The 25,359-nt window shown below is 67.7% G+C and carries 21 protein-coding genes, 1 tRNA gene and 1 pseudogene; 11 read left to right on the forward strand and 12 right to left on the reverse strand.

Features of this window, described 5'->3' with window-relative positions:
• Positions 1-35: 35 nt before the first annotated feature.
• On the forward strand, positions 36-1,388 hold the full coding sequence (locus AB4Y99_RS00655; RefSeq protein WP_441522015.1) for a VpsF family polysaccharide biosynthesis protein: 1,353 nt from the start codon (positions 36-38) through the stop codon (positions 1,386-1,388).
• On the opposite strand, the gene AB4Y99_RS00660 is transcribed toward AB4Y99_RS00655, so the two are convergent.
• Complete coding sequence (locus tag AB4Y99_RS00660) at positions 1,330-2,574, reverse strand: glycoside hydrolase family 5 protein (protein ID WP_441522016.1); 1,245 nt, start codon at positions 2,572-2,574, stop codon at positions 1,330-1,332. The two genes, AB4Y99_RS00655 and AB4Y99_RS00660, sit on opposite strands and share 59 nt — an antisense overlap.
• The gene (locus AB4Y99_RS00665; RefSeq protein ID WP_133566002.1) at positions 2,571-3,740 is read right to left on the reverse strand and encodes a DUF1972 domain-containing protein; all 1,170 of its coding nucleotides are present in this window, start codon (positions 3,738-3,740) and stop codon (positions 2,571-2,573) included. Before AB4Y99_RS00665 ends, AB4Y99_RS00660 begins: the two co-directional genes overlap by 4 nt.
• Before the next feature lie 171 nt (positions 3,741-3,911).
• Here AB4Y99_RS00665 and AB4Y99_RS00670 point away from each other — a divergent pair, with 171 nt between their 5' ends.
• Both AB4Y99_RS00670 and AB4Y99_RS00675 read left to right on the forward strand, forming a co-directional pair.
• Complete coding sequence (locus tag AB4Y99_RS00670) at positions 3,912-5,051, forward strand: glycosyltransferase family 4 protein (RefSeq protein ID WP_441522017.1); 1,140 nt, start codon at positions 3,912-3,914, stop codon at positions 5,049-5,051.
• The gene (locus AB4Y99_RS00675; protein ID WP_441522018.1) at positions 5,048-6,304 is read left to right on the forward strand and encodes a hypothetical protein; all 1,257 of its coding nucleotides are present in this window, start codon (positions 5,048-5,050) and stop codon (positions 6,302-6,304) included. The genes AB4Y99_RS00670 and AB4Y99_RS00675 overlap by 4 nt, the downstream gene beginning before the upstream one ends.
• 359 nt (positions 6,305-6,663) lie before the next feature.
• On the opposite strand, the gene AB4Y99_RS00680 is transcribed toward AB4Y99_RS00675, so the two are convergent.
• A tRNA-Ser gene (locus AB4Y99_RS00680) sits at positions 6,664-6,753 on the reverse strand.
• Between the two features lie 57 nt (positions 6,754-6,810).
• Positions 6,811-7,185: a hypothetical protein gene (locus AB4Y99_RS00685; RefSeq protein WP_441522019.1), complete on the reverse strand. Its 375-nt coding sequence runs from the start codon at positions 7,183-7,185 to the stop codon at positions 6,811-6,813.
• On the opposite strand from AB4Y99_RS00685, the gene AB4Y99_RS00690 reads away from it, so the two are divergent.
• The 5 genes from AB4Y99_RS00690 (at position 7,165) to olsB (ending at position 13,004) form a co-directional block, all read left to right on the forward strand.
• Positions 7,165-7,320, forward strand: a complete 156-nt coding sequence (locus AB4Y99_RS00690) for a hypothetical protein (protein ID WP_441522020.1) — start codon at positions 7,165-7,167, stop codon at positions 7,318-7,320. The genes AB4Y99_RS00685 and AB4Y99_RS00690 overlap by 21 nt on opposite strands.
• Before the next feature lie 81 nt (positions 7,321-7,401).
• On the forward strand, positions 7,402-8,058 hold the full coding sequence (msrA, locus tag AB4Y99_RS00695) for a peptide-methionine (S)-S-oxide reductase MsrA (protein ID WP_441522021.1): 657 nt from the start codon (positions 7,402-7,404) through the stop codon (positions 8,056-8,058).
• 126 nt (positions 8,059-8,184) lie between these two features.
• Positions 8,185-9,723 (forward strand): YifB family Mg chelatase-like AAA ATPase, encoded by a 1,539-nt coding sequence (locus tag AB4Y99_RS00700; protein WP_441522022.1) that lies wholly within the window; start codon positions 8,185-8,187, stop codon positions 9,721-9,723.
• Between the two features lie 140 nt (positions 9,724-9,863).
• The gene (locus AB4Y99_RS00705; protein WP_441522023.1) at positions 9,864-11,945 is read left to right on the forward strand and encodes a hybrid sensor histidine kinase/response regulator; all 2,082 of its coding nucleotides are present in this window, start codon (positions 9,864-9,866) and stop codon (positions 11,943-11,945) included.
• A 99-nt stretch (positions 11,946-12,044) separates the two neighbouring features.
• Complete coding sequence (gene olsB / locus AB4Y99_RS00710) at positions 12,045-13,004, forward strand: l-ornithine N(alpha)-acyltransferase (RefSeq protein WP_441522024.1); 960 nt, start codon at positions 12,045-12,047, stop codon at positions 13,002-13,004.
• Positions 13,005-13,011: 7 nt separating this feature from the next.
• Here olsB and AB4Y99_RS00715 read toward each other — a convergent pair whose 3' ends face one another.
• The 3 genes and pseudogenes from AB4Y99_RS00715 to AB4Y99_RS00725 form a co-directional block, all read right to left on the reverse strand.
• Positions 13,012-13,878, reverse strand: coding sequence for an SDR family oxidoreductase (locus AB4Y99_RS00715; RefSeq protein ID WP_441522025.1), 867 nt, complete (start codon positions 13,876-13,878; stop codon positions 13,012-13,014).
• Positions 13,875-15,113, reverse strand: a complete 1,239-nt coding sequence (gene queG / locus AB4Y99_RS00720; protein WP_441522026.1) for a tRNA epoxyqueuosine(34) reductase QueG — start codon at positions 15,111-15,113, stop codon at positions 13,875-13,877. Before queG ends, AB4Y99_RS00715 begins: the two co-directional genes overlap by 4 nt.
• A pseudogene (locus AB4Y99_RS00725) lies at positions 15,011-15,522 on the reverse strand (glutathione S-transferase family protein). Before AB4Y99_RS00725 ends, queG begins: the two are co-directional and overlap by 103 nt.
• Before the next feature lie 255 nt (positions 15,523-15,777).
• Between AB4Y99_RS00725 and AB4Y99_RS00730 the strand changes: the two are divergent.
• Positions 15,778-16,575, forward strand: coding sequence for an undecaprenyl-diphosphate phosphatase (locus AB4Y99_RS00730; RefSeq protein ID WP_441522027.1), 798 nt, complete (start codon positions 15,778-15,780; stop codon positions 16,573-16,575).
• A gap of 79 nt (positions 16,576-16,654) precedes the next feature.
• Here AB4Y99_RS00730 and AB4Y99_RS00735 read toward each other — a convergent pair whose 3' ends face one another.
• The 4 genes from AB4Y99_RS00735 to AB4Y99_RS00750 form a co-directional block, all read right to left on the reverse strand.
• Positions 16,655-18,352, reverse strand: coding sequence for an MFS transporter (locus AB4Y99_RS00735; protein WP_441522028.1), 1,698 nt, complete (start codon positions 18,350-18,352; stop codon positions 16,655-16,657).
• 133 nt (positions 18,353-18,485) lie between these two features.
• Positions 18,486-19,502 (reverse strand): protein-methionine-sulfoxide reductase heme-binding subunit MsrQ, encoded by a 1,017-nt coding sequence (locus AB4Y99_RS00740; protein WP_441522029.1) that lies wholly within the window; start codon positions 19,500-19,502, stop codon positions 18,486-18,488.
• 127 nt (positions 19,503-19,629) lie between these two features.
• Positions 19,630-20,760, reverse strand: a complete 1,131-nt coding sequence (locus tag AB4Y99_RS00745) for a saccharopine dehydrogenase family protein (RefSeq protein ID WP_142022193.1) — start codon at positions 20,758-20,760, stop codon at positions 19,630-19,632.
• A gap of 170 nt (positions 20,761-20,930) precedes the next feature.
• A complete protein-coding gene (locus AB4Y99_RS00750; RefSeq protein ID WP_113254413.1) occupies positions 20,931-21,374 on the reverse strand; it encodes an Lrp/AsnC family transcriptional regulator in 444 nt (147 codons plus the stop codon).
• A 372-nt stretch (positions 21,375-21,746) separates the two neighbouring features.
• Between AB4Y99_RS00750 and AB4Y99_RS00755 the strand changes: the two genes are divergently transcribed.
• The gene (locus AB4Y99_RS00755) at positions 21,747-21,932 is read left to right on the forward strand and encodes a hypothetical protein (RefSeq protein WP_441522032.1); all 186 of its coding nucleotides are present in this window, start codon (positions 21,747-21,749) and stop codon (positions 21,930-21,932) included.
• Between the two features lie 216 nt (positions 21,933-22,148).
• Here AB4Y99_RS00755 and ilvD read toward each other — a convergent pair whose 3' ends face one another.
• Positions 22,149-23,990: a dihydroxy-acid dehydratase gene (gene ilvD / locus AB4Y99_RS00760; protein WP_441522030.1), complete on the reverse strand. Its 1,842-nt coding sequence runs from the start codon at positions 23,988-23,990 to the stop codon at positions 22,149-22,151.
• A gap of 203 nt (positions 23,991-24,193) precedes the next feature.
• Here ilvD and AB4Y99_RS00765 point away from each other — a divergent pair, with 203 nt between their 5' ends.
• Positions 24,194-25,084: a LysR substrate-binding domain-containing protein gene (locus AB4Y99_RS00765; RefSeq protein WP_133566013.1), complete on the forward strand. Its 891-nt coding sequence runs from the start codon at positions 24,194-24,196 to the stop codon at positions 25,082-25,084.
• The last annotated feature ends 275 nt before the right edge of the window (positions 25,085-25,359 follow it).

The following is a 25,359-nucleotide window of genomic DNA, read 5'->3' on the forward strand; positions in this document are numbered from 1 at the left end:
TTCAAGCGAAGTGGACACCGGTTCGCGTGAAGAAAATGCAGCAAAATCTCCTCATGCGCGCCGCCGGGCTGCGGGCGGCACCGGGCTGGGCCCGGCTCGACGGCATCAGCCGCATCGGCCTCGTCGCCACGGTGCTCGTGCTGTTCTGCATCTCCGGCGGCATGCTCTGGCTCGTCGGCTACAATTACGACGGCCTCGCCGGTTCGGCCGCGACCAAGATCCATCCCTCGACCTACATGGTCGTGCTCTTCTTCTGCTGGAGCGTGATCGCCAGCGGCGATCCGGTCAGCCGCGCCATCCACCTCGCCAGCGCCCGGCCGGCGACGCTCCTGATGCTGGTCGTCACCATCGCCGTGATCGTCGTGACCATCCTGCGCGGCGGCGCCGGCATCGGCGGCATGGTCGACACCTATGTCGCCGCCTGCTTGCTGGTCTTCCTGCTCGCCGACGCCGATGACGAGACCATGGCGACACTGACCACGCTGCTGCATGTCGTGATGACGCTGAACGCCCTGCTCGCGCTCGTCGAATTCGTCACCCAGACCCGCTTCTTCCCCTACCGCTTCGACGGTATCGCCTTCGAGACCGACACGCGCTCCGCCGCGCTGCACGGCCATCCGCTGGCCAATGCCATGATCACCGCGTGCTATCTGATGGCGTTGATCAGCGGCTCCCGCCCGCTCTCGCCGGCCGTGCGCGGCACGCTGATCGCCTTGCAGAGCGCCGCCCTCGTCGTCTTCGGTGGCCGGACGGCGCTGCTGGTCTCGCTGGCGCTCGGCCTCTGCTACGGCGTCGCCATGCTGTTCGCCTCGTTGCGCGGCGGGCGGGTCTCGCTCGTCGGCACCGCGATCGCCTGCCTGCTGGCGGCGCTGCTGCCGGTCGCGATCGGCGGATTGGCAACCATCGGCTTCTTCGACGACCTCGCGACGCGCTTCGTCTCCGATGGCGGCAGCGCCAACGCGCGCAAGGAGATGCTCGACCTGCTCGGCATGTTCTCGCTGGGCGATCTCGTCTTCGGTCCCGACAACGACCTCGTCGACACGCTCCGGCGCGTCAACGGCCTGGAATGGGGCATCGAGAACCCCTTCATCCGCATGACGCTCTACCAGGGCGCGATCGTCACCGCGCTGGTGACCGTGGCCTTCGGCCTGTTCATGTACGAGCTCGCGCGGATCGGGCGGGCGGGCGGCGTCTGGCTGCCGATGCTCGTCTGGATCGTCCTCCTGAACGGCTCGGAGAGCATCGCGACGAAGACGAACCTGCCCGCCAAGTTCGCGATCGTCGTACTCTGCCTCTATCGCCCGGAGCGCCAGACCAAGGCAGCGCCGCTCAGCCTGGCATCTTCAGCCCGAGCGCCTCGATCATGGCCGGGTCGAGCCGCCGGCTGACATCGTCGACCAGCAGCCCCAGGCTGTCGAACAGGTTCCAGAATGCCCAGGGAAAACCGAGCGCTTCGGCGCTCATACGAACATCCCTGACATAGCGCGCGCGGTCGGCGGGGGCCGATGCGGCGATGCCCGCGCCTGTCCGGACCGCCCCGAATTCGCCCATCAGGACGCGGCCGGGCGCGACGCTTTCGCGCTGCGCCCAGGCCCCGACCTGGCGCAGATAACCCTCGATGAAGGGGCGGTCCGGCCGGGCGTCGAAATACTCCTTCAGCACCCGCTCGGTCTCCCGATAGGTCGCGGCGCCGCTCCCCGATGCCGGCTGGCCGAGCTCCGCCATCCGGGCGCGGACGGCAGCAAGCGTCGTCTCCAGCGTGCCGCGCGACGCGGGCCAGGGCACCGCGTTGAGCGCGGGATAGAACGGCTCGCTCATCCATTTCGCGCCCTGATGCGAGAACAGGTAAGGCTCGTAGAAATGGAAGGTGAAGAGCAGCGGCTCGAAGGCGGCGAGCGCGCTCGCCTTCAACGGCTCCAGCCCGGCGATCATGCTGCCGCAAGCCCCCGTCGCGACCAGGGTGAGATCGGGAGCAGCACTTCGCGCGGCGCTGAGCATGCGCCGCTGGAGCCGATCCCATTCGGCTGCGCCGCAAGCCTGGAACGGCTCGTTGACGGGTTCGAGCGCGACACGGTCCGGCCCCAGCCGCACGAGCCGCCCCGCCAGTTCCGCAACCAATGCGAGATAGGCCGGGAGGCCCGGCGCGGCCTCGCTGCCGAAGAGACGGGCCGGCGTCCAGTGATGCGTGGCCGCATTGGCATGGAGATTGAGGACGACGGCGAAACCTTGGCCGAGCGCCGATGCGACCGCCGCCATGACCTGATCCAGCAGGATCGCCCGCTCGCGCGGCGCAGCGGCCAGGATCGGCCCGGGATCGACGGGGATGCGCACGAAATCGAAGCCTGCCCGGCGCAATTGGCCGAGGTCGCGCGCCGTCGGAACGGGACGATCGAGCTGGAAGGGCGGCCAATCGTAATCGGTACGCGGCGCCGGAAATTCCCGCGTCAGCGAGAACCATGGCCACAGATTGATCCCGCGCCGAAGAACGAGCGGCTGTACGGCCTGCGCCGGCCTCGCGCCGAGCAGAGTTGCCCCGACGCCTCCCGCCAGGACGGCCCGGCGGCTGAAGCTCATCCGGAGCTCTTGTCGGCCAGCTTGACGGCAGCCAGTTCGGGTGCCGCGGCCCCACCCGTCAAGGCCAGCGCCTCGCGCTCGTAATGCTCGAGCACGGCCTGCCACTTGAACTTTTCCTGCGCCCGCGACAAGGCCGCCTTCTTCAGACGCCCGGCGAGAATGTCGTCGGCGATCAGCCTGCCGATCGCCTCGGAGCAGCTGGCCTCATCCTTGAAGAAGAGCCCGGCCTCGCCCGCCGTCCAGCGATTATAGGGATTGTCATGCGCGATGACCGGGTTGCCGGCCCAGAGCGCCTCGACCAGCGACGGATTGGTGCCGCCGACCGTATGACCATGCATATAGGCGCGTGCGTGGAAGCGCAGCGCCTGCACGATGCTGGCATCATAGATCCCGCCGGGCGTCAGCACCTCTGGCCCGGTCGCGGCCATGACCTCGCGGTGATAGGCGATCTTGTCCGAGAACGTGCCGAGGACCACGAGCTTCATGCCGCGCGGCTTGCGCGAGAACGCCTCGACCAGCGTCAGGATCGAGTTGTCCGGCTCGATCCGGGCGATCGAGACGAGATAGCGGCCGCTTTCGAGGCCGAGCTTCGCCAGGGGAGCCACCGGTGCCGACGGGATCGGCACGCCGCCATAGGGGATCATGGCTGTCGCCGAGCGCGGGCGCCGCGTTGCCAGATGGTCGGCGATGATGGGATGGTCGGCCACCAGCCGGTTGGACGACCAGGCCGCGATCCATTCGTTGAGCCAGAACCAGGCGCGGACCGGAAAGGACCATTTCGGCCGGCGCCATTCGATGCCGTCCATGTTGGTGAAGATCTTGCGCCCGGCCAGCCGGAGATAGGGCAGGAAGACCGCCCCGTTATAGCCGAGCACCAGGCTCACCGCGTCGCGTCGTGCCGCATCCCGCACGCAATGCCAGTCGAATTCGAGCGTCGCCTTCGGTCCGTCCGATGCGACCTGCGTCCGGATCAGCTCGATGCCGCGCCACATCTCGCTGCGAAACCGTTGCGTGACGGTCGGAACCTCGTCCTGGCAGTAGACGCCCACGCGCCAGCCGCGCTCGACGAGAAACAGAGCAAGTTTCTCCGCAAAGGTCTCAAAACCGCCATGCGCTGCCGGAATCCCGCGTGTTCCAAGGATCAGCAGGGTGGGAGGAGTGTCCATTTTCAATCTGTCCAAACCGACCCACGCACCGGCGCAGGCAAAGCGTCGCAATTTCATTATGCCTTGAATTTCCGTGATTTATCTTCCTTTCATCCGGAATGGTTAGGACGGGCTTTCCCGATTGCGAACTTGTCCAGAACGGACCGACGCGGCCTCGAACGGAATTGGATCGTGACGCTCCGTATCGCCTGCATACATCAAGGGTACGAACTCTACGGCTCGGACCGCAGCTTCGCCGAAAGCGTCGCGGCGCTGCGCCAGGCCTACCCTTCGGCTGAGATCGAAGTCGTGCTGCCGCGCGATGGGCCGATCCGCCGGCTGCTCGAAGGCGACGCGAGCCGGATCGTCGTCGAGCCGCTCTGGGTGCTCCGCCGCAAGGACCTGCCGCGGCTGGTCGCGACCGCGCCGATCGCCTTGCCCCGCGCCATCTTCCGGGCTGCCCGCCGCTTCAGGCGCTCGGACCTCGTCTACATCAACACCTCGGTCATCGTGGACCATGTGCTGGCCGCCCGGTTCTTTCCGGGCAAGGCACTTCAGCACATCCACGAGATCCCGGAAGGCGCGACCCGCACGCTGCTGCGGCGGCTGATCCTCTGGGGTCGCGCCCGCCTGATCTTCAACTCCCGTGCGACGCGCGAGGCCTTCGAGGCTCCGCCCGGTATCCCCTCCGACGTCATCTATAACGGCGTCGCCGGTCCTGCCGACTGGGCACCGACCGACTATGACGGGCAGCGCTCCTTGCGCGTGCTGATGCTCGGCCGGATCAACCGCATCAAGGGGCAGGAGGTGCTGCTCGCCGCGCTGGCATCCCTGCCGCCGGAGATCCGCGACCGCATCGAGACCCGCATCGTCGGCAGCGCCTTCGAGGATCCCGGCCTCGAAATTGCTCTGCGCGAAGCCGTGACCAGCGCCGGCCTCGCTTCCCATGTCAGCGTCGAGCCTTTCCTCGACGATCCGACCCCGCTCTATCGCTGGGCGGATATCGTCACCGTGCCGTCGCGCCGGCCGGAATCGCTCGGCCGCGTCGCGATCGAGGCGATGGCTTTCGGCCGCCCGCCGCTCGCCTCGGCCATCGGCGGGTTGCGCGAGGTCGTGGCCGACGGCGTCACCGGCCGCCTCCTGCCGCCGGGCGATGCCGACGCGCTGGCACAGGCTCTCGCCGAGATCGTAGGCAATCCCGGTGTGCTTGCACCGATGGCGCGCGCCGGTCGCGAACGCTTCAACGCCCTGTTCAGTGAGCAGGCCGTCGCGCAGGCGATTGCAGCAGTCGCCGCCGACATGCTTCGCCAGGGCTCGAGCCGCCCGCGATGAACCTCCAGGCCCTCCGCCATATCGTGCTGCGACTCGTCGTCATGGTCGGCGGCGAGGCGATGCAGAGCGCCTTCCATCTCGGCCTCAACATCGCGCTGCTGCATTCCGTATCGGCCCGCGACTACGGCATCTTCGCCCTGGTGATGGTCGTCGGCGGTCTTGGCCTGACCTATATCCGTGCCTTCACGGCGCTGCCTGCCAGCATCGCGATCGCCCAGAGCCGCGGCTCAGGCGCGGCCGGCGCCTATGAGGTCACCTTCGGTTCGGCTGCGATGCTGCTGTCGCTGCTGCTCGGCCTCGTCGTGACCGGCGTCCTGGGTGTCTGGCTGGACGAGGGCGCGCTGTTCGGCGGAGCCTTCATCGGGCTGTGGTCGATGCGGGCGCATGTCCGCACGGTCTTGTTTGCCCGCAATCGCCAGATGCTGGTGAGCCTCAGCGATCTCACCTTCACCCTCTGCGGCGCAGCGGGTACCGCCTGGGTGATATGGGACGGCACCCATATCCTCCAGCACACTTTCGCGGTGATGATGGCGGCCAATGCGCTCGGCATCGCGGTGCTGCTGATCCTCTCGCGCCGGCGCCCCCTGCGGATCAATTTCGGCCGGCATGTCTGGCGGCGCTACCGCAAGCTCTGGCGCGACCTGAAATGGTCGTTGCTGAGCGTGACGATCACCAACCTCCAGGGCCAGGGCATGGCCTTGATGGTCGCGGCGATGGCGGGTCCTGCGGCCTATGCCCCGATCGCGGCGGCACTGGTCAATTTCGTGCCGCTGCGCATCGTCTCCACCGCCTTCGCCAACATGATGCATCCCGAGCTCTCCAAGCTCATGGCGCATCGCGATTTCGCCAAGGTCGGGCAGCGGCTGCGGCGCTGGCCCCTGCCGCTCGCCTGCCTCGGCATCCTCTACGGCATCGTCGTCCTGATCGCCCTGCCCTTCATCGAGCCCGACAGCCTCGAAGGCACGCGCTTCTTCAAAATCTCCGTCCTGGCCTGGGTGATGAGCAGCCTGCCGATGCTCTATGTCATGCCGCGCATCTGGCTGGAGATCGCGCAGGACTACCGCTCCATCGCCATTCTCTCGGCCATCGCCGCCGCGGCCGGCCTGCTGCTCGTCTTCGTGCTGCTGCTGACCGTCTCACCGTCCTGGGCCCTGCTCGGCGGCGCGCTCTCGGAGGTCATCGTGCTCATCGGCTCCTGGGCGATCGTCCGGCCACGGCAGCGCGCAGCCGAGCAAGCCGCCAGCCGACGCTGAGAGGGGCGAGCCAATTCCAAACTAGGCAATATCGATTTGCCTGCGCCGCCCCTCGGCTGAAATCCTGAGATCGATGGTTCGCTGGCAAACGTCGGCAACGGGCCGTCACCGGTAGCGCGTCAGGCGCTCGCGCGACGGCCCAGAAAGCGGATCGGGCACGCTACTGGAGGCTTTTTTCACGCCACTTCGGTTCTCGCGGCGAACCGAAGTGGGCACGGGCCAGCCCAAGAATGCGGCCCTGCGATGCCGGGATATCTGCGCGCCCAGCCTCTCGAGAGGATCGCCCCCACCCTTTAACCTACGGAAGCTCCGCGGAATCGGGCGTGGCACACCGCATATGCGGGAAAGCTGAAACCAGCTGGCGGACAGGGCGGGATTCGAACCCGCGATACGGTTTCCCGTATACACACTTTCCAGGCGTGCGCCTTCAACCACTCGGCCACCTGTCCGGCGGGCTGCTTATGACCGCCGAGGCGTAATCTTTCAAGGGCCGAGTCGCAGGGTTTTCACAATCCCTTGCGATCAGGCCGCCGGCTCCGCAGTTCGCCCGCCTCGCGAAGCGATGCGCGCTTGGCGCGATCCGGCGGAAATCGTCCCGGGCGGGTTGCGCTCGGCGGTTGGCACGCGCACATCTTTGATCGGCGCGGTGGCAGGCCCGTGTCGTAGGCGAAGGTGTGGACGTAGAGGGCTGAGCTGTGCGGTTTCTGGTCAGGCTTGTCGGATATCTTCTCGTCGCCGCGGGCTTTATCGTTCTGGTCATCGATGGTGCGCGTTCGATCGCGAATGCGCTGCTGCGCTTCACCACGGTGGGCGATGTCCTTGCGGCGCTGCTGCACGAGCGCTATCGGCTGCTCGGCCCGATGATCGAGCGCGACATCCATCCCTTGCTATGGGATCCGGTGCTGCTCTCCATGATGCAGGCGCCGGCCGCGCTCGTGGCGCTCCTGGTCGGCTTTGCCCTGCTTTGGCTCGCCCGGCCTCCCGAGCCCCGGATCGGGATCGTCACGCGTCGGTGAACGGGCTGCGACGCGGCATCCTGTGCAGAGGCCGTTTCGATGCTTACATAAGGCGTCGAGTTGAACGGAACGGAGCCGACGATGTTCTCCCTGCGCAAGAAGACTTCACTGCCGACCGCGGCCGAAGCGCTGCCCGGGCGCGCCGCGGCGATCCCCACCGCCGAAACCCATTTCGTCAACGGCCATCGCCTCGCTGGCCCTTATCCGGAAGGCCTGCGCCAGGCCGTGTTCGGGCTCGGCTGCTTCTGGGGCGCGGAACGGAAGTTCTGGCAGATGGGTGACGGCGTCTGGGTGACGGCCGTCGGCTATGCCGGCGGCGAGACCCCGAACCCGACCTATGAGGAGGTCTGCAGCGGCATGACCGGCCACACCGAGGTCGTGCTCGTCGTCTACGATCCGGCCACGMTCTCCTATGAGGACCTGCTCAAGCCCTTCTGGGAGAATCACGACCCGACSCAGGGCATGCGSCAGGGCAATGAYRTCGGCACSCAGTACCGGTCGGCGATCTATGTCTTCGACGACGCGCAGCGTGCGGCGGCCGAACGCTCCCGCGACGAATACGTGAAGGCGCTGGCGGCGAATGGCTACGGGCCGATCACGACCGAGATCCGCGAGGCGCCGCCCTTCTATTTCGCCGAAGACTACCACCAGCAATATCTCGCCAAGAATCCGGCCGGCTATTGCGGCCTGGGCGGAACGGGCGTGGCCTGCCAGATCGGCCTTGGCGTCCACGCCTGAGGCGAAAGGATCGGAGTTCCGGGGAAGGGCGCCGTCAGCGGCGCCCTTTTTCGTCAGTTCTCTATATGTTCTTGCGCTGGGCTCGAAGCTCCGCTAGCGTTTCGCTGGGGAACGGGGTGGGCTGAGATGGTGACGCGGGTCGCGACGGTGGCGTTCGAGGGCATCGAGGCGCGGGCCGTCGACGTGCAGGTACAGGTTTCCTCCGGCAGCGTCGCCTTCGTCCTCGTCGGCCTGCCCGACAAGGCCGTCGCCGAAAGCCGCGAGCGGGTCAGGGCGGCTCTCATCGCCTCGGGGCTGGCCCTGCCGGCCAAGCGCATCACCGTCAACCTCGCGCCGGCCGATCTGCCGAAGGAGGGCAGCCATTACGACCTGCCGATCGCGCTCGCCGTGATGGCGGCCATCGGCGCGCTCCCGCCGGATGCCCTGGCCGGCTACACCGTGCTCGGCGAGCTCGCTCTCGACGGCTCGATCGCGGCCGTCGCCGGCGTGCTGCCTGCCGCGATCGCGGCCTATGATCGCGGGCAGGGGCTGATCTGCCCGGCTTCGACCGGCCCGGAGGCGGCCTGGGCGGCGGCCGATATCGACATCCTGGCGCCGCGCTCGCTGATCCAGCTTGCCAATCATTTCAAGGGCACGCAGGTGATGGCGCGGCCCGAGCCGGCCGTGGCGCGCCAGAGTGGGGCCTTGCCCGATCTCGCCGACATCAAGGGCCAGGAGAGCGCGAAGCGCGTGCTCGAGATCGCGGCGGCCGGCGGCCATAATCTCGTGATGAACGGGCCGCCCGGCGCCGGCAAGTCGATGTTGGCAAGCCGCCTGCCTTCGATCCTGCCGCCGCTGACGCCGCGCGAGCTTCTGGAGGTCTCGATGGTGCTCTCCGTCGGCGGGCATCTCGCCGGCGGTGCCTTGACCGATCGACGACCTTTCCGCGCGCCGCATCACTCGGCCTCGATGGCGGCGCTCGTCGGCGGCGGCCTGCAGGCGAAGCCCGGCGAGATCTCGCTCGCCCATCATGGCGTGCTTTTTCTCGACGAATTGCCCGAGTTCCAGCCGCAGGTGCTCGATGCGCTGCGTCAGCCGATGGAGACCGGCGAGGTGCTGATCTCGCGGGCCAACCAYCGTGCCRTCTAYCCCGCGCGMTTCCAGCTCGTCGCGGCGATGAATCCCTGCCGCTGCGGCAAGGCGACGGAGCCGGGCTATGCCTGCCGGCGCCAGCCGAACGAGCGCTGCATGGCGCAGTACCAGGCCCGGATTTCCGGCCCGCTGCTCGACCGGATCGACATCGCGATCGACGTGCCGGCAGTCACTGCCGCCGACCTCATCCTGCCGGCCGCCAGCGAGGGTTCCGCCGAGGTGGCGGCGCGCGTCGCGGCGGCGAGGGCGCTCCAGGGCGCCCGCTTCGAGGCGCTCGGGCTTGGCCACGTCACCACCAATGCCGCCTGCCCGGGACCGGTGCTGGAGGAGATCGCCCGTCCCGACAATGCCGGCCTTGCCCTGCTGAGGGATGCCGCCGAGGCGCTGCGGCTCACCGCCCGTGCCTATCACCGCGTTCTGAAGGTCGCGCGCACGCTCGCCGATCTGGACGGCGAAGCGAAGGTCGGCCGGCTGCATCTCGCCGAGGCGCTGTCCTATCGCACGCGCGGCGGGGAGCTGGCGCAGGCGGCGTAGAGAAAGCCCCGGTCCCGCGGTTTCGGGAAAAGCCGAGCTGCCCCGCCAGCCCCCAAGGTTAAGCCTTGCTTGAAAGCTGACGGCAAAATCGCGCTTTCCTCAAGCGGCTTTTTTCAGGGCGGCGGCCTTAGACGGGGAGCATGGCTCTCTCGTCCTGGACATGGTTCGTCATCGCTGCCGCCGTCATCGTCGCCCTGCTGGGAACGGGCGGCGTCCTCGCGCTGAGGCAGCTGGCGCGCACACGCCGCCAGCTTGCATCGCTCACCCATGAGGTCGAGACGCTGAACGACCAGCTCTGGACGCTGGCCGACAGCGAGCAGCGCTATCGCAGCCTGGTCGAGGCTCAGGGCGATTTCATCGTCCAGCGCGATGGGGCCCGCATCATCTACGCGAATACCGCCTATGCCGCGCTGTTCGGCGCCGAGGAGAACGATCTCGTCGGCAGCGAGGCGCAATTGCCGCAGCTCGCCTCGCGGGCGCTGCGGACGCTCGACGGCGGAGCCCGCAGTTTCGACGAATGCCTCGCGACCTATGTCGGGGAGCGCTGGATCGCCTGGATCGAGACGGCGGTTCCAGGCCCAGGCGGCCGCACCTTGATCCAGCGCGTCGGCCGCGACATCTCCGCCCGTATCGCCGATGAGGACGCGCTGGTCGAGGCCCGCGCCCGGGCCGAGGCCGCCAATGAGGCGAAGTCGCGCTTCCTCGCCACGGTGAGCCACGAATTCCGCACGCCGCTGAACGGCATCCTCGGCATGTCCGATCTGCTGGCCGATACCGGCCTCGATGGCGAGCAGTCGACCTATGTCCAGGCCCTGCGCATCTCCGGCGAGGCGCTGCTCGCCCTCGTCGACGACATTCTCGACTTCGCCAAGGTGGAAGCTGGCCGGCTGGAGCTCGTCGAGGAACCCTTCGATGTCGTCCAGCTGGTCGAGACGGTCTCCGAGCTGATGGCGCCCCGGGCCCAGGCCAAGGGAATCGAGCTTGCGGCCTATATCGCGCCGGAACTGCCGGCGCAGCTCGTCGGCGATCGCGACCGCCTGCGGCAGATCCTGCTCAATCTGGTCGGCAACGCCGTCAAGTTCACCGATGCCGGCGGCGTCGGCCTGAGCGTGCGGCGGGTGGGGAGAATGGTCGAGATCCTGGTCTCCGATACCGGGCCCGGCATTCCGGCCGACAGGCTCGAGGTCATTTTCGGGGAGTTCGAGCAACTGGATCATGGCCCCGGAATCCGCCATGCCGGTACCGGCCTCGGCCTCGCCATCGTGCGGCGGCTGGTCGGGCTGATGGAGGGCGAGGTCCGGGCGGAGAGCCGCCTCGGCGAGGGCGCGAGCTTCCGCGTGATCCTGCCGCTGGCCGCGGCGCCGGGCGCCGAGACGGTGCCGATCCCGCACTGGCCGGAGCAGCATGTCCTGCTCGCTTCTCCTGCGCCCTTCGCGGCCCGCTTCCTGTGGGAGTCGATCCGGGCCACGGGTGCGGCGGTCTCCGTCGCGGCCTCCGCGGAGGCCGCGCGGGCGACCCTTGCCGGCGAACGCCCGGTGACCGCGGTGCTGATCGACCATGCGCTCGGTGACGGCGCGGCGAAGGAGCTGGCGGAAACGGTGCGGGAGGCGGGCATCCGCGATTGCCTGATCCTGCTGTCGTCCCTGGCACGGCGCCAGTTCGGCTCGCCGCAGGCCGCGGGATTCTCGGGCTTCCTCATCAAGCCCGTCCGCGCCCGCTCGCTCTATGAGCGGCTGGGTACGCGCTTTCCCCAAACCTTGCCGGCTACAGGCAAGAGCCAGGCCGCCAGATCGCCGGTGCGCAAGCCCCTCAATATCCTCGTCGCGGAGGATAACGAGATCAATGCGCTACTGCTGACGCGGACGCTGGAGCGTCTCGGCTCCTCGGTCATCTGGGTCCGCGACGGGCGCGAGGCCCTGCAGCGGATCGAGGCCAGCCTCGCCGGCGCGGCCGCGCCGCTCGATCTCGCGCTTCTCGATATCCGCATGCCGGTGATGACCGGGCTGGACTGCGCCCGTGCCGTGCGGACGCTGGAAGCGGAGCGTGGCCGCATCCGGCGCTTGCCGCTGCTGGCCGTCACGGCCAATGTTTCGGCGGCGGATCGCGAGGCCGCGCTCGCCGCGGGAATGGATGATTGTCTCGCCAAACCGCTCGAGCGCGCGGCGCTGCTGCGCTGGCTCGATCACCTCGGCAAGGAGGCCTCGCGGACATTGTCGGCTTGACGGGCGTCACCGCTTCGACGCAGTTTTGTCGCGAAGTTGTAAGATGCGCGGAGCAAGCCTTCCCGGATGCCGGAAGCGGCTTAGAGGGTGAGACAGGCGATGGCATTGCACGTTTCTGAGCGATCGAACGCGCTGCCGGCCCGGTTTTCCGCCGGCAATCCCCTGCTTTCGCGCCTCGCTCCGATGATGCTCATCACGGGCGGGGCGATGCGCCGTTACGGATTGGAAGCCGGCGAATCAGCGCCGCTTTCGGGGAGCCTGGGCCGGCTCGGCTCGCTCGAAGTTAGGCTGGCGCGCGGCCCCCGCGAGATCTGGCGCGCGCAGCGGCTGCGCTACCGCGTCTTCTACCAGGAAATGTCGGCGAAGCCCGATGTGATCGCCCGCATGTTCCGCCGCGATGCCGACCGCTTCGACAAGGCCTGCGATCATCTGCTCGTCATCGATCACGCGGCGAAGGGCCGTTTCGGCGGCATCAAGCCGAAGGTCGTCGGCACCTACCGCCTGATGCGGCAGAGCGCGGCGAATCGGCTGGGCGGCTTCTATACGCAAAGCGAGTTCGATCTCGCGCCCCTGCTGGCACGCCATCCCGGCCAGCGCTTCCTCGAGCTCGGCCGCTCCTGCGTGCTGCAGCCTTACCGCAACAAACGCACCGTCGAGCTGCTCTGGTCTGGTATCTGGGCCTATCTGGAGCATCACCGCATCGACGCCATGTTCGGCTGCGCCTCCTTCGACGGCACCGACCCTGACGCGCTCGCCTTGCCGCTGAGCTTCCTGCACCACCATGCCCGCTCGCAGGGCGAATGGAGTGCTGAGGCGCATCCCGAGCATCTCGTCGGCATGGACCGGCTGCCCGCGGAGATGGTCGACTACAAGCTCGCGCTGAAGCWGMTGCCGCCGCTGATCAAGGGCTAYCTCMGGCTCGGCGCCCGCTTCGGCTCCGGYGCGGTCRTCGACCGCCAGTTCGGAACGACCGACGTGCTCGTCGTGCTGCCCGTCTCGGCGATCGACAGGCGCTATGCCCAGTATTACGGCGGCGAGAACTCGCGCTACGCCGCCTGACGGCCGTTCATTCGCCGGCTGCGGCCAGCGCCTTCAACGCTTCGCGATAGGTCGGATAGCGGAAGGCGTAGCCGAGTTCCCGCTTCACCAGCGCATTCGAGACCCGCTTGTTCTCGCCGTAGAAGCTCGCGGCCATCGGTGAGAGCTTCGCTTCGCCGAATGAGATTTCGGGCGGCGGCTCCAGCCCGGTCAGCCCCGCGGCGAAGCTGACGACATCCTGCGGCGGAGCCGGCTCATCATCGGTCGCGTTGTAGATCGCGCCGTTGCGCGGCTGCGCGAGCGACGCCATCAGGATGCCGGCGATGTCGTCGACATGGATGCGGTTGAAGACCTGGCCCGGCTTGACGAGCCGCGTCGCCTTGCCCTCGCGCAATTTGGCGATGGGGTTGCGGCCGGGGCCGTAGATGCCGGAAAGGCGGAAGATCTGCACGGCCTTGCCGCTGTCGCGCCCCAGCGCCAGCCAGTCCTCTTCGATCGCGACGCGCAGCCTGTTGCGGGCGCTGCCCGGATTCACCGGCTGGCTTTCGTCGATCCAGGCGCCGCCCTGGTCGCCATAGACGCCGATGGTCGAGAGATAGCCGATCCAGCGCAGCGCCGGCGCGGTGGCGAGTTCGTTGCGCAGCCTTTGCAGCACGGGGTCGCCGTCCTCGCCCGGCTGGACCGAGACGAGCACGGCTTCGGCCTCCGCCACAGCCTTGGCGAGCGGGGACGAGACTGCGAAGCCGCCGAAGACCAGCGTGCGGATGCCTTCGCGGCTGAGCTCCGCGGCCCGCTCGGCCGAGCGGGAGGTGCCGGTCACTTCCCAGCCGCGGGCGAGCGCGGCGCGCGCGAAGAAGCCGGCCGAATAGCCGAGGCCGAGGATCAGCAGTTTCATGCGGCATCTTCCGTCTGCGGGAGCAGGGCGGCCCATTCGGCCTGCACCTGATGGTCGGTTTCCGTGCGCAGGCTCGTCGGCGCCAAGAGGGCAGCCTGCGCCGGATCGAGGCGGCCGAGCGCCCAGACCGCCATGGCACGCACCAGCGGGGAGGGCGCGTCGAGATGCGCAAGGGCGCTGGCGGCCAGCTCCGGCCGGCCGCTATTGCCGATCGCGATCAGCACGTTGCGCAGGAAGCGGTCACGCCCGGTCCGCTTCACCGGCGTGCCGGCGAAGAGCGTGCGGAAGGCCGCATCGTCGAGGCCGGCGAGCTCGGCCAGGGACAGCCCGTCGAGCTCGTCCTTCAGGGCGAGGCGGGTTTCCTGCGCACTTTCGGCGAACTTGTTCCAGGGGCAGACGGCGAGGCAGTCGTCGCAGCCGAAGATGCGGTTGCCGATGCCGCTGCGCAGCTCCGCGTCGATATGGCCGGGATGCTCGATGGTGAGATAGGCGATGCAGCGGCGCGCATCGAGCTGGTAAGGCGCCGGGAAGGCCGCGGTCGGGCAGATGTCGAGGCAGCGCCGGCAGGAGCCGCAATGGTCGCGCTCGGGCTCGTCGGTCGGCAATTCGGCTGTGGTGTAGATCGCGCCGAGCAGGAGCCAGGAGCCGTGCTCGCGCGAGACGAGCACGGTGTGCTTGCCTTGCCAGCCGAGCCCGGCCGCCTGCGCCAGCGGCTTCTCCATGACCGGGGCGGTATCGACGAAGACCTTGACGTCGCCGCCGCCGCGCGCCGCGAGCAGCCCGGCCACGCTCTTGAGCTTGCCCTTGATGACGTCGTGATAGTCGCGCCGGCGGGCATAGAGGGAGATCGCGCCCTTGTCGGGGTGGGCGAGCATGGCGAGCGGGTCGCCCTCGCCGGCATAGTTCATCCCGAGCATGATGACGGAACGGACCTCGCTCCACAGCGCCCGCGGATCGGCGCGCTGGGCGGTGCGCTCGTCCATCCAGGCCATGTCGCCGTGATAGCCGGCCTCGAGCCAGGCCTTGAGCCGGCCCGGCGCGAGCGGAATCGCATCGGCCGCCGCGACGCGCATCGCGGCGAAGCCCTCGGTGCGGGCGCGCGCGGCGATGGCGCGCTTCAGCGCCTCGCCGCTCAGAAGTCCAGATTGTCGTAATGGGCGCTCGGAGCCATGCCCGGCACCCGGTCGCTCAGCAGCGGCCGGAAGCTCGGCCGCGATTTGATTCGGGCGTACCATGCGCGCGCCGTCTCGTCCTCTTCCCAGGGCACGTCACCGAGATAGTCGACGCAGGAAAGATGCGCCGCCGCGGCGAGGTCCGCATAGCTCAGCCCGGCGCCCGCCAGCCAGTTCCGCTTGGCGAGCAGCCAGGAGATGTAGCGCAGATGATAGCGCACATTGGAGCGCGCCGCGCGGATCGCGCCCATCTCCGGCGGGCCACCGCCTTCGTCGCGGCTCATGAAACGCTTCATCACCTTTTCGAGGACCAGCGGCCCGGTGATCTCGTCATGGAACTTCAGGTTGAACCAGTCGAGCGCCTCTCCCAGACACGCTCCTCGACCAGCTCGGCCTCCATRCCGAATTCACCGAGCACGAGACGGATGAAGCGCGAATGCGGGCATAGCGGATAATGGTACAGCGTCGCCATGGCACTCATGAAGCCTTGAAGCGGGTCAAATGCGGCCGGAGCGGGGCGAGAGGCCAGAAAAATCCCCGCTATGCGTCCAGCGCCCGCTCATATCACGCCCGAAAAGCGCCACAAGCGCGGGGGAAGCGGACGCGGACGATTTGCCTGGGTTCATTGGCGAAGTGGTAACCAATTTGCAAAGAGCCGGGCGTAAGCCGGTAACGCATCGACCGAAGCCAGCCGGCGCGGATCCAAGTCGCACGAGGACGTTCTCCCATGCAGAATCTCATCGAAGCCTTCGTCCTCGGCATCGTCGAGGGCCTCACTGAGTTCCTGCCGGTCTCCTCGACGGGCCATCTCCTGCTGCTGGGCCACTTCCTCGGCTTCGAATCGAACGGCAAGACCTTCGAGGTCCTGATCCAGCTTGGCGCGATCCTAGCGATCCTGCTGGTCTATTTCCGCCGCCTGCTCGACATCGCGCTGCGCCTCCCGAGCGATCCTGCCGCCCGGCGCTTCGTCATCGGCGTGCTGGTCGCCTTCCTGMCTGCGGCCATCATCGGCGCGCTCCTGCACGGCTTCATCAAGGGCGTGCTGTTCAATCCCCTGATCGTCTGCTGCGCGCTGATCGCCGGCGGGCTCGTCCTGCTCGTGGTCGACGAGCTGGAGCTCCAGGAGAAATACACCGACGCGACCGCCTTCACGCTGCCGATGTATCTCAAGATCGGCTTCTTCCAGTGCCTCGCAATGATCCCCGGCGTCTCCCGCTCCGGCGCCACGATCGTCGGAGCGATGCTGCTCGGCGCCAGCAAGCGGGCGGCGGCCGAGTTCTCCTTCTTCCTCGCCATGCCGACCATGGCGGGCGCCTTCGCCTACGATCTCCTGAAAAGCTACAAGGACCTGACCTTCAACGACAGCATGCTGATCGTCATCGGCTTCGTCGCCGCTTTCTTCTCGGCGCTGATCGTGGTGCGCTCCTTCCTCGACTTCGTCTCGAAGCGCGGCTTCGCGGTCTTCGCCTGGTGGCGGATCATCGTCGGCTTGGTCGGGCTTGCCGGGCTCTGGATCGTCGGCTGATCGCACCCGCTTTTCGGTCGGGACGGCTTCAGATTTCGGATGGGATCCATGAGGTGATCCCATCTGAAATCATCCGGCTCTAGCCGGCCCGCGACGGGTCCCCCAGCGGGGTGGCGACGGGCACGGAGGTCGACGGGGCGGTGGCCGGGGCCGAGGTGAGCGAGGCGGTCTGCCGCTCGATCATGCGGTGGACGACGGGCGGGTTCGGCCCGCTGTGCAAGGCGCGCACGCGCTCCCCGATTTCGGCGTCGGCCTGCGTCACCCGCTGGTTCTGCCGGACATATTCGACCCAGGTCGGGCTGTCGTAGCGCTCGAACCAGAGCGTCGGATCGGTCAGGTCGCGCAGCAGCGTCCAGTGGCGCGCGCCGTCGCGCCGGCGGATGCGGCGGCGCTCCGCCATCACGTTCAGGAAGGCGACGACGTCCTCCGGCTTGATGATGTACTCGACGGTGACGATCACCGGCCCGCTGCGTGGCTCGATATCGACCGCGACCTTGGGCTCGCGCCAGCGGCTGAGCGGATCGAGATTGAGCTCCTCCAGCGGCGGCAGCCTGTAGAGCAGGCCCAGGCCCGCCCCGATCAGCAGGGCGATGGCCGAAAGCTGCAGGCCTCGGTCCGTTCCGAACAGCAGCGCCGTGCGCCCCCAGGCCCAGCTGCCCATCGCCATGCCGCCGAAGGTGGCCATCTGGTAGATCGCCAGCGCCCGGCCCACGACCCAGCGCGGCGCCGAGAGCTGGACCGTGGCGTTGAAGGTCGAGARCGCCAGCACCCAGCAGGCGCCGCAGACGAAGAGGCCGGGGATCGTCATCCAGATCGTCCGGCTGAAGGCCACCAGCAGGATGCCGACCGCATAGGCGATGAAGGTCGAGCGGACCAAGGCTTCCGTGCTCATCACCCGGCGCAGGCGGGCGCTCATGAAGGCGCCGGCGACGGCGCCGGCCCCGAAGCCGCCGAGCAGGATGCCATAGGTCAGCGGCCCGCCGCGGATCAGGTCGCGCGCCACCAGCGGCAGCAGGGCGAGGCCGACGATCGCGCCGAAGCCGAAGGCGAAGGCGCGCAGGATCACCGCGCGGATGTTCGGCGACATCGCGACATAGCGCACGCCCGCGCCCATCGCGATGAACAGCGTCTCGCGCGGCAACACCCGCTCGACCTTGGGCGGTTGCCAGCGGGCGAGCACGGTGATCAGGCCGATATAGGAGAAGGCGTTGATCACGAAGGCGGCGACCGCGCCGGCCGCGGCGACGATGGCGCCGCCGATGGCGGGGCCGACGCTGCGCGCGATGTTGAAGGCGACGCTGTTCAGCGTCACCGCCGCCGGCACGTCGCGGCGCGGCACCATGTCCCCCACCGAGGATTGCCAGGCCGGGTTGTTGAGGGCCGTGCCGCAGCCGATCAGAAAGGTGAAGCTCAGGAGCAGCCAGGGCGTGATCAGCCCGAGCCAGGCGCAGGCCGCGAGCCCGACAGAGACGGCCAGCATGAAGAACTGCGCGGTCAGCATGATCCGGCGCCGGTCGTAATTGTCGGAGATCGCCCCGGCCGCGAGCGAGAACAGCATCACCGGCAGCGTCGTCGAAGCCTGGACCAGCGCCACCATTTCCGCCGAAGGCGAGATCGAGGCCATCATCCAGGAGGCACCGACCGCCTGGACGAGGCCGCCGAAATTGGAGGCGAGGCTGGCGAACCAGACGGCCCGGAAGATCGGTTGCCGCAGCGGGACGAAAGGCGAGGTGTCCGAGCGCGCTATGCCTTCCGAAGCGAGTTCGGCTTCCGCCACATCGGCTGTCGGTTGGGCATGCAAATCATCAGGCATGGAATAGGGTTAGCATGAGGGCGCGCGGAGGAAACCGTTTTCGATTTCGAAAACGGCGAAACTGGGAAAGTTTTTGCGCAGGCCCGCGGGCGCCCTCTCAGGCCGTCGCCGGCTGCCGCGCCGGGCGCGGCGGACGGGGCTTGCGGGCGCGCCACGCCCGCGCCGCCACGACGGCGAGCCCGGCCAGCGTCACCCAATGCGCCGGCCTGATCGAGGCATAGTCCCAATAGGTCAGGAGGTCGGCATTGGCCTGGAAGACGAGCCAGGGCGAGACGCCGCTGGTCAGCGCATACCAGCCGGTTTCGAGCAGCGCCGTGGCGAGCCCGGCCAGCACGGCGAGGCCGGCGAGGGCGGGCAGCGAAACCGGCAGCTTCCAGCGATAGAGGCCGCGATAGAACAAGAGCAGGATGAACAGCCCGCTCATCAGCGCGGGCTCGGTCACGTCGATCTTGGACTGCAGCGCGAAATGCAGCAGCGCCAGCCCTGCGATCGGATAGACAAGGTTGTGCAGCCTCTGCCAGTTCTTGCCGAGCCGGCGGATCATCCCGTCCGTCGAGGTCGCGCCGAGCGCGCAAAGGCCCAGCAGCGCGACGAAGCCGATCGTCAGATAGAAGCGCTTGACGATCTCGGAGACGATTAGCCCCCAGTCGAAGGCCATGTCGATGCAATGGAGGCCGAGATGGCCCAGCGCATAGGCCATGATCGAGAGCCCGAGCATGCGCCGGACCCCGATCAGCTTGCCCCAGTCCAGGAGCCGCCGGAGCGGCGAGATCGCGAGCGACAGCACAAGCAGCCTGACCGCCCAGATGCCCGTGCGGTGGATCGCCTCCGTCCAGGGCTTCGAGCCGAGCTGGCCCATCCAGGCGGCGTAGATGATCAGCACGGCCGGCAGCAGGGTCAGTGCGAAAGCGGCGGCCCGCAGGCCCGAAAACCGGCCCTGCCGGTCGAGCCAGGGCAGCCACTCCCTCAGCCCGGCCTTCTTGCCGTTCGCAGCGTTCTTGCCGCTTGCAGGCTTTCTGTCGGCCGGACCTGTCCGCGCGGTCGTCCGCCCGGCGTCGCCATGGATGGCGACGCCCTGGACGGCTTCGGCCTCTGCGCGCAGCGGAGCTGTCACGACCGCTCTCCATCATGCGGGTTCACGCCCCCGACATAGCTGAAGCGTGGGGACATTGTCCCACACCTCTGCACACAAGGGCGTGAAGGCGCGCCGTCGAGCTCGGCCGGGCTGCTGCGCCTCTGCGTCAGGCCGCGTTCTTGATCGCCGGCGCGAGCTTGAGCCCCGACGCATCCGCTCCGCGCGCCTCGCGGACCAGCCGCGTTCCGGCCTTCGTCGCCAGGAAATCGGCGAGCGCGGCATCCTCCTGCCGCACGAAGCCCTTGGCGGGCAGCTTGCCGGCGAGGAAGAGCTCGATCATGGCGACGCAGCCGGCGGCGGTGGTGAGCTGGATGGCGCCGAGCTCGTCATTGCCGTCATAGCGCAGCACCACGCTCTCCTCTTCCAGCCGGCCGGCGCGCTCGCCCACGCCGGTGACGAAGATCACGACGACATCCTTGCGGGTGAAAGGGGCGGAGTGACTGAGAATGCGCCGCATCGTCTCGCGGTCATCGGCGAGATCGAGATCGCGCAGCAGGAGCTTCATGATCTCGGCATGGCCGGGATAGCGCAGCGTCTTGTAGCTCATGTTGCGGACCTTGCCGGCCAGCGTCTCGGTCAGCGTTCCCAGCCCGCCGGAGGTGTTGAAGGCCTCGTAGGCGACGCCGTCGATCATCACGCCTTCGATACCCTCGAGCGCCGGCACCAGCGTCGACTGGCCGTCGAAGACGATCTCGCAAGGGTTGCAGTATTCGTTGATCAGCCCGTCGACCGACCAGGTGACGTTGTAGCGCAGCGCGTTGGTCGGGTAGAGCGGCAGTGCCCCGACGCGCATCTTGATGGTGCGCACGCTGTCGAAGCGCGCCGCCATGTCGGCGCCGAGGATGCAGATGAAGCCGGGCGCCAGACCGCATTGCGGCACGAGCGCGACATCGGCGCTCCGGCCGAGTTCCTTGACATAGGCGGTGGTGGCGACGTCCTCGGTCAGGTCGAAATAATGCGTCTTCGTCTCGGCCGCGACCTTGGCGATGCCCTTGTTCAGGAAATAGGGGCAGGCGCTGACGACGATGTCGCGGTCGCGCAGGAAGGTGCTGAGCGCTCCGAGATCGGCCGCATCGACCACCGCCGTGCCGAAGCGCTTGCCGGCGGCATGGGCGAGCTGGGCTTTCGAGGCATCGGCCAGCGTGACCTCATGGCCCTGCTCGGCCAGCATGCCGGCGATGATGGCGCCGATCTGGCCCGCGCCGAGTACGGCGATGCGCTGCTTCTGGAAGGTCATGACGATCCCCTGACATGGCCGGCCCCCAGCGGACCGTTCCCTGACGCCATGCTGGAGCGAAGGGCTGCGTCGTTTAACGGGCGGATCGTCGATAYGACGGCTTATGATTGGTCATATCGAAGGATTATGATTGAAATCGAWGGGAAATGATCGCGCCGGTCGAAGCCGCCTCAGCGCTCGAATTTCCGCGCGAGAATCACCGAGGATGTCGTGCGGCGCACGCCCTCCATCTCGGCGATCCAGTCGATCACCGCGTCGAGATCGCTCGCGGTCTCGCATTCGACTTTCACGGAGAGGTCGAAATGGCCGCTCAGCGTGTGGCACTGCACGATCTCCGGCCGCTTCTTCAGCGCTGCGACGACGCCGCCCTGCCGCTTGACCTCGAGTTCGATCATGACGAGCGCCGCGATCGTCGTGGCAGGCCGGGCGGCCTTGCCGAGGATGGTCGTGTAGCCGGCGATGACTCCGTCGCGCTCCAGCCGGGCCAGCCGCCCCTGGACGGTCGCACGCGAGACGCCGAGCATCCTGGCGATGTCCGAGAGGGGCAGGCGCGCATTCTCCGAGAGGATGCGGATCAGGTCTCGGTCTTTCGCCGCGTCGGATGGTCTTGCCATGCTGTCTCCGGTGCTTCGCAGGGCCGGCACCATGGCGGCAAAGGCCCGGCCCCGGCAAGCCGGGGAGGGCGGTTGTCATCATGCCGTCGAAAGACGTGTTGCAAGCGAGCGGAATGGAACCGCGCAGTCCGTGAAACGTTGTTGGGGGCGCCGGAAAAGGGCTTGCATCGCCGCAAGAATAGGAGTGCGATGCCGCTCGCGGCAGAGAAGCCTCGCTATGGAGACCGTCATGTTCAGGACTTTCGTTCTCGCATCCGCGTCAGCCCTTGCTTTGATGTCCTTCGCTGCGTCGCCGGCCTCGGCCCTGACGATGAAGGAATGCAGCGTCAAATATCAGGACGCCAAGAAGGCCAATACTCTGAAGGGCCAGAAGTGGAACGACTTCCGCAAGGCCCAGTGCCGCAGAAATATTCGAGCGAGACGGCCGGAAAGGCCCGCCTCAAGACCTGCGTCGATCAGTACAACGCCAACAAGGCGGCGAACGCCAATGGCGATCTGAAATGGATTGAGAAGGGCGGCGGCTACTGGAGCCAGTGCAACACCAAGCTCAAGAGCTGATCCGGTCCCTGTCGGAATTCGAACGCCGCGCCGGCAGGCGCGGCGTTCGTCGTTTCAAAGCATCTGCGACGGCCGCGAGGCGGGATCCGACGGCTGCGTCGGTGCCGGGTTGCCGAGAGGCGCCCAACGCTAAGGCAGCACGGGGAGAGGACCCCGGATTCGGCATGGGAATGGCGAGCCCGGCCGGATGGAGCCGGCCGGGCGGAGGCTCTCGCCTCAGTCGACGACCCGGACGGCGCCCTTCGCGGCACTCGTCGTCGTCGCGGCATAGGCCTTGAGCGCGGTCGAGACCTTGCGCTTGCGCGGTGCTGCCGGCTTCCAGGCATCCTTGCCCCTGGCTTCCATCGCGGCGCGGCGTCGTGCGAGCTCCTCATCGGAAACCTGCAGCGTGATGCTGCGGTTGGGGATGTCGATCGCGATGATGTCGCCGCTCTCGACCAGGCCGATCGCGCCGCCCTCGGCCGCTTCCGGCGAGACATGGCCGATCGAGAGGCCGGACGAGCCGCCCGAGAAGCGCCCGTCGGTGACCAGCGCGCAGGCTTTGCCCAGCCCCTTCGACTTCAGATAGCTCGTCGGATAGAGCATCTCCTGCATGCCAGGCCCGCCGCGCGGCCCCTCATAGCGGATCAGCACGATATCGCCCGGATTGACCTTGCGGTTGAGGATGCCCTCGACCGCAGCATCCTGGCTCTCGAAGATCACGGCCGGACCGGAGAACTTCAGGATCGAGGCATCGACGCCCGCCGTCTTCACGATGCAGCCGTCGAGCGCGATATTGCCGAACAGCACGGCGAGGCCGCCATCCTTGGAATAGGCATGCTCCGCGCTGCGGATGACGCCGGCCTTGCGGTCGGTGTCCAACTCCTCGAAGCGGCGCTCCTGGCTGAAGGCGGTCTGGGTCGGCACGCCGCCGGGCGCCGCGCTATAGAAGGAGCGCACCGCCTCGCTCGTCGTCTGCGTGATGTCCCAGCGCGCCAGCGCCTCGGCCATGGTGGTGGCGTGGACGGTCGGCAGCGAGGTGTCGATCAGCCCGGCGCGGTCGAGCTCGCCGAGGATCGCCATGATGCCGCCGGCGCGATGCACGTCTTCCATATGCACGTTCGCGACGGCGGGTGCGACCTTGCACAGCACGGGCACGCGGCGCGAGAGCCGGTCGATATCGGCCATGGTGAAGTCGATCTCGGCCTCATGCGCTGCTGCCAGCAGATGCAGCACCGTATTGGTCGAGCCGCCCATGGCGATGTCGAGCGTCATCGCGTTCTCGAAGGCCTTGAACGAGCCGACATTGCGCGGCAGCACGCTCTCGTCGTCCTGGTCGTAATAGCGCCGGGCGAGATCGACGATCAGGTGCCCCGCCTCGACGAAGAGGCGCTTGCGGTCGGCATGGGTGGCGAGCGTCGAGCCATTGCCCGGCAAGGCGAGGCCGAGCGCCTCGGTCAGGCAGTTCATCGAATTGGCGGTGAACATGCCCGAGCAGGAGCCGCAGGTCGGGCAGGCCGAGCGCTCGATCACGTCGACCTGCTCGTCCGTATATTTGTCGTCGGCGGCCGCGATCATCGCATCGACGAGGTCGACCTTCTTCAGCACGCCCTCGGCGATGAACTTGCCGGCTTCCATCGGACCGCCCGAAACGAAGACGGTCGGGATGTTCAGCCGCATCGCCGCCATCAGCATGCCGGGCGTGATCTTGTCGCAATTGGAGATGCAGACCATCGCGTCGGCGCAATGGGCGTTGACCATGTACTCGACGCTGTCGGCGATCAGCTCGCGCGAGGGCAGGCTGTAGAGCATACCGTCATGGCCCATGGCGATGCCGTCATCGACCGCGATGGTGTTGAACTCCTTGGCGACGCCGCCGGCCTTCTCGATCTCGCGCGCGACGAGCTGGCCGAGATCCTGGAGATGGACATGGCCCGGCACGAACTGGGTAAAGGAGTTCACCACCGCGACGATCGGCTTGCCGAAATCGCCGTCCTTCATGCCTGTGGCGCGCCACAGGCCGCGGGCGCCGGCCATGTTGCGGCCATGGGTGGAGGTTGCGGATCTCAGCCTGGGCATCTCATGCGTCTCCGGTCTCGGGCTCCTGATGTCCCGTTGCGCGGCAAGCTATCGTCGCCGCGCCCTGAGACAAAATTGAATTCTTCGATTTCCATGATCGGCGCCACGCATGGCAGCCAGCCGCGTCTGCCCATGGGACAGACGCTTGCCGAATTGGCATAACGGCTCTCGCTGGATCGTTAAGAGGTGAGGGGCATTCGGCCATGCTGCGCAATATCGACGTCGATCTGCTGCGCAGTTTCGTCACCATCGCGGAGCTGCGCAGCTTCACCCGCGCCGCGGCGGCACTCTTCCGCAGCCAGTCGACCGTCAGCACCCAGATCCGCCGTCTCGAGGAGCTGGCCGGGCAGACCTTGCTGCAGCGCTCGCCGCATGAGGTTCTCCTCACGCGCGCGGGCGAACAATTCCTTGGCTATGCCCGCCGCATCGTCGCGCTCCATGACGAGGCGCTCGACGTCATCAATGCGCAGAGCGTCAGCGGCCGGGTCAGGCTCGCGGTGATGGATGATTACGCAACGATCGTGCTGCCCGAGACATTGGCGCGCTTTGCCCGCTCCCATCCCGATGTCGAGCTCGAGGTGACGACGGGCTTCACCCGCGATCTTCTCAACAGTCTCGGCGAGGAGTTCGATCTCGTGCTCGCCACGCAGAAGGCGGGCGATGGCCGCGGCGAGGTGCTGCGGCGCGAGCCGACGCACTGGGCTTGCTCGGATAGAACGGCTTTTGTTCCGGAAGAACCCTTGCAGCTCGCCTTGCTGAAGGCGCCGAACATGTTCCGCGAATGGGCGCTGGACGCCTTGAACGAGGCGGGGCTGCGCTGGCGCATCCTGTTCTCCAGCTCCAGTATCGGCGCTGTCGAGGCGGTCGCGGCCTCCGGCGCGGCGCTGACCGTGGTCAAGGCCGGTACCGCGCGCGCGGATCTGCAGCTGCTCGGGATCGAGCATGGCTTGCCACCGCTGCCGGCTTCGGAGATCGCGCTGCATCTGGCGCCGGGCCGACCGGGAGCTGCCGTCGCGGCGATGAGCGCCTTCCTGGCCGACGCCTTGAACGACGAAATGGCCGTTCAGGGGCAGGAGGCGCATGGCGCGGGCTGAAGGCCCGCGGGGGCTTCGTCCGACCCCGGGGAAGGACAGCGGGAAAAATTCCGGCGGAACGGCATCGGCCAGGGGCTGTGAACAGCGGATTCCTAGCTAAGTAATTGATTTCAAATCAAAAGCACTTTCCCTCGAAAAACTTTCAAAATGGCCGTTGACATGTCTCGGGGGTCCCGCCTATAAACCGCCCATCGAGACGGCGCCGCCGCTGAGCGGCGCCTCTTCTGCGCTTCCTAAGGACGCTGGGGCTGAGGCCGGTTCGCCGGGTGAAGTTC

Origin of the sequence: Allobosea sp. TAB14 (genome assembly GCF_052113865.1) — a bacterium.
In the GTDB taxonomy this organism is placed as follows: Bacteria; Pseudomonadota; Alphaproteobacteria; order Rhizobiales; family Beijerinckiaceae; genus Allobosea; species Allobosea spartocytisi.